Raw genomic sequence first — 11797 nt, forward strand, 5'->3', positions numbered from 1 at the left:
TGTTAGGGACGATATACGGCAATATGACACTTGATATAAACCTGCACGATACTTATTTTGTGATGTCAGCATCCCCCTTTCAACTCCTGGTACTGGGGACTTTTTCCATTTTGACTACGCTGATCTATTTTATCCGTGCTATTGTTAAACGTTATAAAAACAAAATAGTCAATATCGTTTTAATAACAAGCGACTTTTTGCTGATTATTATGCTGATAAGGATATACCGGGTGATTTTGCTTTTGGAGCAAACACTGGGTACAAACGCTACAGGTGGCTGGACGATATACCCGCCGCTTTCGGCTTTAGGTCACCAATCTCCATCTGCTGAAATAACCAGGCATCCGCATTTTGATAATTACATGTTTATTCCGATAACCATTTTTATGTTGATATTAGTTGCAAGTAGTATACTTACCGGCAAAAACTGGAAAACAAACGTCCATGAACAAACAATTTCTTAGAATATTTCTATCGTTTTTTATTCTGCTACCCTTTTGTCGCGACGCTTTTGCGCAAACTATCTACCGTAAAATAGAAAACTATAAAGTGTACTACGGATGGGCTCATAATTATCCTCAGGATTGGATGATCCTTCGCCGCTTTGATAACGAGGGCCGTAATTACCTGCTAATGGTGAACCCGCAAACGCTGGAAACTAAAATAAATGAAAGCAGTTTTTACCAGATCAAACCTATGACGGTGGAGCAGGCGCGTGAGTTTTTTAAAAGTACGCCCTATCAAAAAGCGCTCAGTAAAGCCGAAAAACAGTCGATCAATATTCAGGATGCAGGGATTGAAAGCGGGATCCCCAAACAAACAGGCATCAGCCTTACCGCCGACCTGTGCCCCTCGCACCGCCCGCTGGATAAGCGCATTTTCACTGATATTTTCACCGAATTTAAAAAGGTGGAGCGCCCTGTACCTATCGCACTTTCGGTAACCGGCATCTGGATGCGCCAGCACCCGCAAGACCTGACCTGGCTTAAACAAATGCAGGCCAACCGCGAAATCTACATCACCTGGATTAACCATTCCTTCAATCACAGGGTAAGCCTTAAAGCCCCGCTTAAAGAAAACTTTTTGTTAGAGCCCGGCACTGATATCAATTACGAAGTGCTGGAAACGGAACAGGCAATGTTGCATAACGGCTTGTTGCCTTCTGTATTTTTCCGCTTTCCGGGCCTGGTATCCGACCAGCAGTTGGTTTACCAGATCACCAATTTCGGGCTTATACCTGTAGGTACCGATGCCTGGCTTGCTAAAGGCCAGCAGCCTCAAAATGGCAGCATTGTATTGATACATGGTAACGGCAACGAACCTGTAGGCGTTAATGATTTTATTAAACTGCTGCAATCAAAAACACGATCAATAGCCGGTAAGCAATGGTTGTTATATGATCTGCGCGAAAGTGTGGATGAAGAGTTTAGCGAAACGCCCTGAGTTCAGTTGGCGGTTTGCAGTTGGCAGTTTCAAATCCGCAGACTTACGAAGTTTTTCAAAACTTCGTAAGTCTTTTTTCCATATCATAAACTCTTATCAAGCTCATCCAGCTGCACCCAAACTTTATGATCGTAAGGTTGCGGTGATGCCTCAAAATAAACAGCAGTAACATTACTGCCAGATTTCGCTTTTTTAACGTGGATCCGGAAGTTAAGGATAAGCGGATCCTGTGTCATATAATCGGTCATCTCTGCTTTGCCTTCAAAAGTCTGAATATCCCTCTCAGCTGCTTGGGTATTTTGAAGTTTTACTTTTACAGGTGCAGCTATTGCGGTATCAATTTTTGCTCCTTTTAAATTGGCCTTTATCAGGCCCGTATAATAATCGCACATGTATTTTTCAAGTTGAGTTTTGGTAAAAACGGCCTTGGGGTTAATTATCCATAAAAAAGCATAAGTCCAGTAACCTTCCGATCTCTTTTTTGCCCAGTCGGGCGAAAAGCGAATATCCTCGGTACCTTTAACGGGCAAGGTAGCCGCAAATTGCGGAGGAAGCGCAAATGTTTCGGTATGCCAGTTTTCGGGTTTAAGCAAAGTATATGCAGGCGCAGTTTCCTGGCTATAACAGGTACATTTTAATAAAATGAACAACAAGCAGATAAATAGCAATTTAATACGCATGGCAGTTTAGATTTGTGATTAAAGTTAAGATAAAGGGATCAGGCTATTTGTTAAAAAAGTTAAGAGCAAAGGATAAAATAAAAGCCCCATAGCACTCGCTGCATGGGGCTTTAAACCTAAACCTTATCACAAATCCGGGTGTAGATACCCGTTATTGAATTGTAAATATAATATGAATTTTAGTAAAATGTATCACATTTGTTACATTTATCTCATTTATATCATATCACATCTACTGATACGGATTTCTCAGTTATTTGTTACGAAAAGAATATTTTTTGCACTAAAAGGGCTTTCCTTTAAAAACCTGTATTTAGCTTTTTTGCATTAAATAGAGCGCAAATGTCCATCACTATTCCCGTCATACAACGCTTACACTATTGACTGTTAATAAAAGTAAAAAAGGCATGGTTTTGCGACCATGCTTTTTTATCTCCAACAGCAAAAAACCTTTCAGCTTTCGCCTTTAACCTTAAAAAATTAATAACAGTAGTACTCCGATTTAAACGGACCTTCAACAGTTACGCCAATGTATTCAGCCTGATCCTGGTCAAGTACTCCCAGCTCAACACCAATTTTAGCAAGGTATAATCTATTTTATAACACTCTATCATATATAAATCGAAAAAATTCAATCACCTACAGAATAAAGTCCAAATTAATATTACATTTAAAATACCTAAAATATTATCATGGCAGATAACCTTGCAACCAAAGATATAATAACAGCTTCAGCTCCCATTATAAAGCTTTTTGTCGATACATTTTTATCAAAAAAACTTGAAAAGGTTAAAGATGAATTATCCTTAGAATACAAGAAAAACATTATTGGAATTGAAAAATATTTAACAGAATATTTTGAAAGGACATATACTAAATACTCTGTGATAAACACCTTGGTCTTTAGTAACTCAGAAAAACTATTAAAAGATCTTTTTATACCTCTTACTATTAAAGAAGTATCCGAAAAAGAAAGAAAAAAAAAATATAAAATAGATGGCTTCCCCATTCAATTAGCAATCAAATATAAAAAAGTGCTAATTACAGATACCGCGGGCATGGGAAAATCGACATTGGTTAAAAGAATCCTTTTAGACGTTATTGATAACTCAATTGGCATTCCCATTATTATTGAATTGAGACGTCTAAATAAAGACAAAACCATTCTCAAAGAATTACATGAGCAACTCAGCTCTATTAATAAGCTATTTGATGAAAAGCTGCTTCTCGAACTTCTTACGCAGGGCGATTTTATTTTTTTCTTAGACGGATTCGACGAAATCCCCCTATCAGATAGAGATAAAGTTGCTCAAGACTTACAACAATTCACTTCAAAAGCCAACGGAAACAGATTCTTTATGACTTCAAGACCAGAAAGCGCGCTGTCTGGATTTGGCGAATTTCAACAATTCTCTATCGAACCCTTAAATAAAAACGAGGCATATAAGCTCTTAAAAAATTATGATAAAAATGGAAAAATTTCTACGCTTTTAATTAAAAAATTAAAGGAGACCGAATTTAGAAATATTGAAGAATTCTTAGTAAACCCTCTTCTTGTATCATTACTTTTTACAGCTTTTGAATATAAACAAGTCATTCCTTTTAAGAAACATTTATTTTATAGACAAGTATATGACGCAAATTTTGAATCCCATGATTTAACCAAAGGAGATTCATACATGCATGATAAATACAGCAAATTAGATATAGACGACTTCCACCGAGTACTTCGATTTATTGGATATTCTTGTTTGCAAGTTCAAAAAATCGAATTTAGCAAGGACGAACTGTTAAATCTAATTTCGAAAAGTTTAGATTTTTGTAGCGGGTTAAAATTTAAAGAATCTGATTTCCTAAAAGATGTAATAAGCACCGTTCCTCTTTTCACTAAGGATGGTATCTATTATAGATGGTCTCATAAATCGTTACAAGAATATTTTGCTGCTCAGTTTATTTACCTTGATTCGAAGCAGATGCAAACAAAAATCTTGGAAAAGATATCTCAAAATAGGGATACGGATACCTACTATAATGTTTTAGATATATACTATGATATTGATTATAAATCATTTAGGGACATAATAATATTCCCTTTGTTAAAGGAGTTAATATCTCGTCAAGAAAAATTACAGGCAATAAGAAGTGATGTAATTGAAGACGAGTTAATTACCTTCAATGAATGCACATTTTCCACTTCAGGACAGATTTTATATGTAGGAGATGATTGGCAGTTTGAAGACGAGCCTGCTCACTCGTTTATGAAAAAACATGCGAAGAATAACAATGGCGTGCAAATCGCACATAGGCTCCTATCTGATACAGCAAATCATAAAGAGTTAGAAATAGCGTCCTTACAAGCTGTAGATAATCGCAGATTAAATATACTTTTAATTCTTCGCTCAAAGAAAAGTGAAATATTGAAATATCGAAAATACAGCAAAGACAGCTTGCGTATCGAATACCCTTTATTAACCAAATTTCGTTTATTGATTGATAGGGGCTATTTAGTAATAGATGATGACTCTATCCTAAAAAACACTTTGATTCTTGATAATTTAAACTTGATAAATAAAATTTTAATCGACGCTGTCATTTTTGAAACTGAGTTATCTTATATTAAAGCGAAAGAAATGATTAAACTGATTGAACAGGAAACAACCTCTCAAAGTAACACAGAATCTTTGCTTAGCGGCCTATAATCGAATGATATGGTAAAGGTTCAAAAAAAATTGATTTCAAATAATTACAACACATCCCAAACACCGATATAGCAATAAAAAAGGCATGATTTTTAAAACCATGCCTCTCATATTGTCAAAGCAAAAAACCTTTCGGCTTTCGCCTTTATCCTTTAACCTAATTTAGTACCTGTAGTACTCCGGTTTAAACGGACCTTCAACAGTTACGCCAATGTACTCGGCCTGATCCTGGTCAAGTACTTCCAACTCAACACCAATTTTAGCAAGGTGTAAGCGGGCTACTTTTTCATCAAGGTGTTTTGGCAGGGTGTAAACTTTGTTTTCGTAAGCAGCACCGTTTGTCCAAAGCTCCAATTGTGCTAAAGTTTGGTTGGTGAACGAGTTACTCATTACGAAGCTAGGATGGCCGGTTGCGCAACCTAAGTTAACCAAACGACCTTCGGCTAATACAATAACGTCTTTACCTTCGATAGTATATTTATCAACCTGTGGTTTAATCTCCACTTTGGTATTGCCATAAGCACCGTTTAACCAGGCCATGTCAATCTCATTGTCAAAGTGACCGATGTTACAAACGATAGCTTTATCTTTCAATGCACGGAAGTGTTGCTCACGTACAATGTTTTTGTTACCTGTAGCAGTAACTACGATATCAGCTTCAGTGATAGCAGTGCTTAGTTTTTTAACTTCAAAACCTTCCATTGCAGCTTGCAAAGCACAAATCGGGTCAATTTCGGTAACAATAACACGTACACCTGAGTTGCGTAATGAATCGGCAGATCCTTTACCCACGTCACCATAACCACAAACAACGGCTACTTTACCGGCCATCATTACGTCGGTAGCACGACGGATAGCATCAACTAATGATTCGCGGCAACCGTATTTGTTATCAAATTTCGATTTGGTAACCGAATCGTTAACGTTAATTGCCGGCATTGGCAGGGTACCTGCTTTCATGCGCTCATATAAACGGTGTACACCGGTAGTAGTTTCTTCAGATAAACCTTTGATAGCAGCAACCAGCTCAGGATATTTATCCAGTACCATGTTGGTTAAATCGCCACCATCATCAAGGATCATGTTAAGTGGCTGGCGTTCTTCGCCAAAAAATAAAGTTTGCTCAATGCACCAGTCAAACTCTTCGGCATTCATACCTTTCCAGGCATAAACAGAAATACCTGCAGCAGCAATAGCAGCAGCAGCGTGATCCTGGGTTGAGAATATATTACATGACGACCAGGTAACTTCGGCACCAAGTGCAATCAGCGTTTCAATTAAAACAGCGGTTTGGATGGTCATGTGTAAGCAGCCGGCAATCCTTGCACCTTTAAGCGGCTGGCTCGGACCGTACTCTTTACGCAAAGCCATCAGGCCAGGCATCTCAGCCTCAGCCAGTTCAATTTCCTTACGGCCCCACTCTGCCAGCGACAGATCTTTTACTTTGTATTTAACGAATGCAGTTTCTACTGATGACATATCGATTTTATTTTTGAGAGTGCAAAGTTAACTTATATCCTCGTGAAAATGAAATGTTTGGTTTGGGTGCTTGAGGATACCAATAAATTAACCGGTAACAAAAAAAGCCAAACAGGTATTAATTTTCTAAATCTTTCAATATCTGTTCTAACAATAATGGATCAATTCGAAAATTAGTCGACTTAATCAATTCAAATATGGCCTTAGCGAAGGAATTTTATTTTGCTGTTTAGCCGCGATCAAAACACCCAGGGTGCCTGTGAATTTAATATTAAGTGGGCGGCGAGACGCCTGCCTTTAAAATCATCTACGATAAGTAACGCATCAGGAAGCTCCTGAGCTAAAGCTATAGCACTTGCTTCACCTAAATCAACTTGCAAACTGTAAGTATCTATTAATTGACTGTTTTTTACCGGCATTACCTGAATCCATTCGGGCAGAGATTTTTTAAACTCAGCAGCGACTTGCGGCGTAGTTAAGATATGATTGTAAACGGATTGAAGAATGTGGAGTGCTTGAATATTATCTAACAAAATCAAACAGCTGGCATCGGTAATAACAGCATATTCAACCATTGATCCGGGCTATATCTGCCAATATATCATCGTAGCTGTATTGTATATAGTTTACATTAAACTCAGCTAATACTGCCGGAAAATCAACTTTAGACAGTCCACACATTTCGGCAGCCTGCCCCAATGATAATTTACCCGCTTCATATAACTTTGCGGCAAGAAAACGCACAGTTTCATCATGCTCTTTTTCAAGCGCATCCGGTACATTTAAAGTCATCGTAGTCATAATAAAATAAAGATACGACTTTTAACTTAAAATAAGCCTTACGCCTGCAACTGCTTTTGAGCCTCCGCCTGTTGCATAGTGAGGTTGCCATTATATACCCCGCCGTTTTCAACGGCCAGATTCTGGGTTTTAATGTCGCCGGTAACACGGCCGGTAGCTTTTATTTCAAGCGATGCGGTGTTGATATCACCCCTCACCGTACCGTAAACAAATATCTCTTTGGTATTGATGTTACCCCTAACCTCTCCTTTTTCGCCAAGGATCAGGCCTTCATCAACCGTGACATCACCGTTAACCAATCCGTCAATGCGTGCAAAAGCAGGGGCTTTCAGGTGGCCGTCAAGTATACTGCCTGCACTAATAAGGGTTGAAATTGCCTGCAGATCAAGCGCAACCTTGTCTTTTTTTGAAAAAATAGCCATGTTTTTCTAAGTCTTAAGTTTAAAGTGATAAGCCTTAAGTCAAATACTGTTAATCGCCTGGTTGCAAATAATCTGCCAACAGAGTTTTCGACTAACGACTTAAGACTTCCGACTTAAAACTTATTTATTCAGGGTTAAGAAATTTACAGGATTAACAGGCTTGCCATTTTTGCGCACCTCATAGTGCAGGTGTGTACCTGTTGAATGGCCGGTTGAGCCTACTTTACCGATATTATCGCCAACCGTAACCTCCTGACCAACCTTTACTTCAATTTTTGAAAGGTGTCCGTACAATGTTTCCAGGTTATTGATGTGTTTTATGCGGATACAATTACCATAACCACCTGCCCATCCTGCAAAAACAACTTTGCCGCTGGCCGTACATTTTACCTCATCGCCACGATGGCCCTGAAAATCAATACCAGGGTGAAACTCGGCATGTTCCGAATCAAAAGGGTCGCTCCTGTAACCAAAAAATGAGGTAAAAGAGCTAATCCTCGGGTAACCCATCGGGGTAAATGCTATAGTGCTTGTTAAATGCTTCAGATAATCATCATAAAGGCTGTAAGCTTCGGTATCCGGAAGTTTAGCTGCTTCATTATTGCCGCTGCCACCAGTGCCTTTTATGGCAAAGCCCTTCAGTCCGCGCCTTCTTAAATATTCGTTAATGGTTTTAAGCTTAACCTCGATAGACTGGATGTATGATTGCGCATTACCTTGTGTATTAGCCTGCGCCTTAACAGCTACGGGCATGGTACCTTTTAGTTTAGCTATCTGGGCTTGCAATTTTTGGTTTTCGGTCTCCTGTGCAGCGCTTTTTTGATGAAGATAAAACACCAAACCACTCAGTACCGCAACAACAGCTGCAATGCTCCATGCATAGTGTTTAAGCCTGTTAAGGTGTTTGGTTTTTATTTGTAATGATTTTGTATGCTGTTGATTTTTGTTGATGATAACAACAGTACTAATATCAGATGTTTTAAGTTTCATCAAATTCAAATAAGTTAGGGAATGCAAGTTAAAAATTACTGTTAATAAAACAATATTAAATGTATGTAAACAGGTTATCAATAGAATAGCCTTCTACGTTATTCGTCAACCAATTGTTATTATTGCGTTTTTATAAACGTAAAACAAGTATCATTTCTTATTTTTGTAACACTGATTTTATTGTAAAGCAAAAAAGAAATGATGTATCCTGAATATTTAGTAGCCCCGATGCGGGAAGATCTGACGAGGGTTGGTTTTGAGGAATTAAAAGATGCCGATGCTGTAAAAAGCGCTATTGAAAGCGAAGGTACAGTATTTGTAATGGTTAACTCGGTATGCGGTTGTGCTGCAGCAAATGCACGCCCGGCTGCTAAAATTGCCGCTGCAAACGGCAAACACCCTGATAAACTGGTAACTGTTTTTGCAGGCATGGAAAAAGAAGCAGTTGATGCTGCACGTAACTATATGCTGCCTTATCCACCGTCGTCACCGGCTATGGCGCTGTTTAAAGATGGCAAACTGGTTCATATTATTGAGCGCTACCAGATTGAAGGTCGCCCGGCGCAAATGATTGCCGATAACCTGATCGATGCGTTTGAACAATACTGCTAATTAAGCTGAAAGCCTAAAGCAGAAAGCTAAAAAACAAAAAAGAGCTGAGGGAAAATCCTTCAGCTCTTTTTTTGATGCTGTCTGAACTCGAATTTATTGAATTAAAGAATTTATAGAATTCTCTGTTCTCCTATTCTAATAATTCATTAATTCAATAAATTCAGGTTCAGACAATTCCGAAATCCATCTAACCTCTAATCTCCAACCACTAGTCTCTCTACTCTGTTTTCAAACTCTTCACCGGGTTCATAGAGGCTGCTTTTATACTTTGATAACTTACAGTCAGCAGTGTTATTGCAATAGCTCCTATTGCGGTAAGGCCAAATATCCACCATGATAATACGGCGCGATACTTATATTCCTGCAACCAGCCCTCCATAAAGTAGTAAGCTGTTGGGATAGCAAATAATAAAGATATTGACACAAGGATCACAAACTCCTTCGACATCAGCTGCCACAAACTAAATACCGATGCGCCCAGCACTTTGCGTACGCCAATTTCCTTGGTGCGTTGTTCGGCCATGAATGATGCCATACCGAATAAACCCATACAACTGATAAAAATAGCCAGCAAGGTAAAGAATCCTGCCAGTTTGCCTATACGTTCCTCATTGGTGAATTTACGGGCATACTCTTCGTCGGTAAACTTATATTCGAAAGGGCTGCCCGGGGCATACTGTTTAAAAGCGGTCTCAATTTGGGCAATGGCATCGTGGGCACTCATTTTGGGATTTAAACGGATATCGACAAGCCCGCCCGGATCATTATCCAGCACAAAAATCGACGACTTAACCGGCTCATATGGCGACGACATGATCATATCCTTTATCACACCTATGATCTTGTATTTTTTGCCCCAGTCTATCGTTTCGCCAACAGCGTGCTTAAAATTCATGAAACGGGCGGCAGTTTCATTTACAATCATGCTTGACGAGTCGCCCACTTTATTGCGTTCAAAATCGCGGCCTTCAATTAATTTCCACTGGGCAACTTTGCCAAACTCCGGACTAAGGGTTATCGTGGCGAAGTCATCCTGCAAACCGGCCGGTTTGCCACGCCAATTCAAGCCGCTATTGTTTGAATACACCGCGGTAAGCGGGCTGCCCGACTCGGCAATTTCAATAATAGCACCCGATTTAAGCAGATCGTTCCTCACGGCTTCAAAATGTTTATGAATTTCATCAGTACGCATATCTATCTGCACCAACCCTGTACGCTCATAACCAATAGGCCTGTTCTTGGTGAACTGCACCTGCCTGAAAACTATGACAGTACCGATGATCAACGTAACCGACACAGCAAACTGTAATACCACCAGCACCTTACGCGGCACTGCCGCATAACGGCCGGCCTTGAATGTGCCCTTCAAAACCTTAACCGGCTGAAAGGACGACAGATAAAATGCCGGGTAACTCCCTGCAATTAACCCGGTAATAATACTGAAACTTAAACCCAGCAGCCAGAAAACGGCGTTACCCCAAAGGATGTGCATGGTTTTATCGGCCACGCCATTGAACCACGACAGTGTAAGCTGCGCCAGCAAAACCGAAATTAAAAAAGCGAACAAAGCCAATATTACCGACTCAATAAAAAACTGGCTGATCAGCTGACTTCTTAACGAGCCTACCGTTTTGCGGATCCCCACTTCCTTGGCACGTTTTTCACTACGGGCAGTACTCAGGTTCATGAAGTTAATGCAGGCCAGCATCAGCACAAATACGCCGATAATGCCAAACATCCACACAAACTTGATATCGCCGCCAACATTAAAGCCATCTTTAAAGTTGGAGTAAAGATGCCATTTACTCATAGGATGCAGAAACACAACCGGTTTAAAGCTGGCGCCAACATCATCGCCCTGGGCTTTGATAGCATGCAATTTAAGATCTTTGATCTCGGCCGATACTTTGTTAGCGTCAACCCCGGGTTTCAGCTGCGCAAAGATTTGCCATGAGTTATTGCCCCAGCGTGTTTCAGCCCGTTTTAACCACGGGGCGGTGGTCATATACAAATCCCATGGCGCGATAAAACCAAGTTCGCGAAATTCGGAATTATGCGGCATGTCTTCGTAAACCCCGGTCACCTTAACGTTCCATACATTATCAATTTTGATGGTTTTAAGCATGGGATCGGCATCACCAAACAAAGCCTTAGCCAATGAAGCAGAAAGTAAAACAGATGATGGGTCAGTTAAGCCCGAACGCGTGCCCTTCAGCATTTTTAAAGTTAGCAGATCAGGAGCCTCGGCTTGCATATAACTTCCATCCTTAGTAAGTTTTTTGTCGCCATAGGCCATGATATGCCCATAGTTCCAGGAAGAGAGCACTACATATTTAAAATCGTGCTTGTAATCATTTCGCAACTTATAACCTAAAGGTATCGGCATGGCCGTTTGTGAGCCGGTTACACCATTAAAAGTTTGATTTTGCCATACCTGAACAATACGGTCATAATTATCGAAATTTTTATTGTACGATAATTCATCCCAGATCCAGAGCCCAATGAGCATAGCCACCGCCATCCCTACCGACAGGCCTGTGATATTGATAAGCGTATGCGCCTTGTTCTTAACAAGGTTTCGCCACGCAATGGTTAAATAGTTTTTAAACATTTACCCCTCCTAACCTCCCCAAAGGGGAGGGATCTTTGATTTTAATAATAATAATTTGTA

Annotated in this window: 12 protein-coding genes and 1 pseudogene; 4 read left to right on the forward strand and 9 right to left on the reverse strand. The window is 39.7% G+C overall.

Annotation, left to right across the window (positions count from 1 at the left end):
- Nucleotides 1–23: 23 nt before the first annotated feature.
- Nucleotides 24–464 (forward strand): hypothetical protein, encoded by a 441-nt coding sequence (locus ACEN9X_RS06070; protein WP_413669546.1) that lies wholly within the window; start codon nt 24–26, stop codon nt 462–464.
- Nucleotides 445–1443, forward strand: a complete 999-nt coding sequence (locus ACEN9X_RS06075) for a polysaccharide deacetylase (RefSeq protein ID WP_413669547.1) — start codon at nt 445–447, stop codon at nt 1441–1443. Before ACEN9X_RS06070 ends, ACEN9X_RS06075 begins: the two co-directional genes overlap by 20 nt.
- An 83-nt stretch (nt 1444–1526) precedes the next feature.
- Here the strand turns inward: ACEN9X_RS06075 and ACEN9X_RS06080 are convergent, their stop codons facing one another.
- Together ACEN9X_RS06080 and ACEN9X_RS06085 are read right to left on the reverse strand one after the other, a co-directional pair.
- Nucleotides 1527–2123 carry a hypothetical protein gene (locus ACEN9X_RS06080; protein WP_413669548.1) on the reverse strand — a complete coding sequence of 199 codons (597 nt, stop codon included), beginning with the start codon at nt 2121–2123 and terminating at the stop codon, nt 1527–1529.
- Nucleotides 2124–2603: 480 nt separating this feature from the next.
- Nucleotides 2604–2705: pseudogene (locus ACEN9X_RS06085) on the reverse strand (adenosylhomocysteinase); the annotation flags it as partial.
- A 110-nt stretch (nt 2706–2815) separates the two neighbouring features.
- Between ACEN9X_RS06085 and ACEN9X_RS06090 the strand changes: the two are divergent.
- Nucleotides 2816–4822, forward strand: coding sequence for an NACHT domain-containing protein (locus ACEN9X_RS06090; RefSeq protein ID WP_413669549.1), 2007 nt, complete (start codon nt 2816–2818; stop codon nt 4820–4822).
- 162 nt (nt 4823–4984) lie between these two features.
- Here ACEN9X_RS06090 and ahcY read toward each other — a convergent pair whose 3' ends face one another.
- From ahcY to ACEN9X_RS06120, 6 genes are all read right to left on the reverse strand, one after another.
- The gene (gene ahcY / locus ACEN9X_RS06095) at nt 4985–6301 is read right to left on the reverse strand and encodes an adenosylhomocysteinase (protein WP_413669550.1); all 1317 of its coding nucleotides are present in this window, start codon (nt 6299–6301) and stop codon (nt 4985–4987) included.
- Nucleotides 6302–6487: 186 nt separating this feature from the next.
- Complete coding sequence (locus ACEN9X_RS06100) at nt 6488–6544, reverse strand: hypothetical protein (RefSeq protein WP_413671115.1); 57 nt, start codon at nt 6542–6544, stop codon at nt 6488–6490.
- Entirely contained in the window at nt 6541–6876 is a 336-nt protein-coding gene (locus ACEN9X_RS06105) for a hypothetical protein (protein WP_413669551.1), read from the reverse strand. The genes ACEN9X_RS06100 and ACEN9X_RS06105 overlap by 4 nt, the downstream gene beginning before the upstream one ends.
- Nucleotides 6869–7102 carry a UPF0175 family protein gene (locus ACEN9X_RS06110; RefSeq protein ID WP_413669552.1) on the reverse strand — a complete coding sequence of 78 codons (234 nt, stop codon included), beginning with the start codon at nt 7100–7102 and terminating at the stop codon, nt 6869–6871. Before ACEN9X_RS06110 ends, ACEN9X_RS06105 begins: the two co-directional genes overlap by 8 nt.
- Nucleotides 7103–7140: 38 nt before the next feature.
- Nucleotides 7141–7524 carry a bactofilin family protein gene (locus tag ACEN9X_RS06115; protein ID WP_413669553.1) on the reverse strand — a complete coding sequence of 128 codons (384 nt, stop codon included), beginning with the start codon at nt 7522–7524 and terminating at the stop codon, nt 7141–7143.
- A gap of 120 nt (nt 7525–7644) precedes the next feature.
- Entirely contained in the window at nt 7645–8514 is an 870-nt protein-coding gene (locus tag ACEN9X_RS06120; RefSeq protein WP_413669554.1) for a M23 family metallopeptidase, read from the reverse strand.
- A gap of 201 nt (nt 8515–8715) precedes the next feature.
- Here ACEN9X_RS06120 and ACEN9X_RS06125 point away from each other — a divergent pair, with 201 nt between their 5' ends.
- On the forward strand, nt 8716–9126 hold the full coding sequence (locus ACEN9X_RS06125; RefSeq protein WP_413671116.1) for a BrxA/BrxB family bacilliredoxin: 411 nt from the start codon (nt 8716–8718) through the stop codon (nt 9124–9126).
- 217 nt (nt 9127–9343) lie between these two features.
- On the opposite strand, the gene ACEN9X_RS06130 is transcribed toward ACEN9X_RS06125, so the two are convergent.
- A complete protein-coding gene (locus ACEN9X_RS06130) occupies nt 9344–11737 on the reverse strand; it encodes an ABC transporter permease (RefSeq protein ID WP_413669555.1) in 2394 nt (797 codons plus the stop codon).
- Nucleotides 11738–11797: the final 60 nt, after the last annotated feature.

The organism is Mucilaginibacter sp. Mucisp86 (assembly GCF_047324315.1).
Taxonomy (GTDB): domain Bacteria; phylum Bacteroidota; class Bacteroidia; order Sphingobacteriales; family Sphingobacteriaceae; genus Mucilaginibacter.

Coding starts and splice junctions, on each gene's coding strand:
- ACEN9X_RS06075 (WP_413669547.1), top strand. CDS start 445: ATGAACAAACAATTTCTTAGAATATTTCTATCGTTTTTTATTCTGCTA.
- ACEN9X_RS06125 (WP_413671116.1), top strand. CDS start 8,716: ATGTATCCTGAATATTTAGTAGCCCCGATGCGGGAAGATCTGACGAGG.
- ahcY (WP_413669550.1), bottom strand. CDS start 6,301: ATGTCATCAGTAGAAACTGCATTCGTTAAATACAAAGTAAAAGATCTG.
- ACEN9X_RS06110 (WP_413669552.1), bottom strand. CDS start 7,102: ATGACTACGATGACTTTAAATGTACCGGATGCGCTTGAAAAAGAGCAT.
- ACEN9X_RS06090 (WP_413669549.1), top strand. CDS start 2,816: ATGGCAGATAACCTTGCAACCAAAGATATAATAACAGCTTCAGCTCCC.
- ACEN9X_RS06120 (WP_413669554.1), bottom strand. CDS start 8,514: ATGAAACTTAAAACATCTGATATTAGTACTGTTGTTATCATCAACAAA.
- ACEN9X_RS06130 (WP_413669555.1), bottom strand. CDS start 11,737: ATGTTTAAAAACTATTTAACCATTGCGTGGCGAAACCTTGTTAAGAAC.
- ACEN9X_RS06105 (WP_413669551.1), bottom strand. CDS start 6,876: ATGGTTGAATATGCTGTTATTACCGATGCCAGCTGTTTGATTTTGTTA.
- ACEN9X_RS06115 (WP_413669553.1), bottom strand. CDS start 7,524: ATGGCTATTTTTTCAAAAAAAGACAAGGTTGCGCTTGATCTGCAGGCA.
- ACEN9X_RS06070 (WP_413669546.1), top strand. CDS start 24: ATGACACTTGATATAAACCTGCACGATACTTATTTTGTGATGTCAGCA.
- ACEN9X_RS06080 (WP_413669548.1), bottom strand. CDS start 2,123: ATGCGTATTAAATTGCTATTTATCTGCTTGTTGTTCATTTTATTAAAA.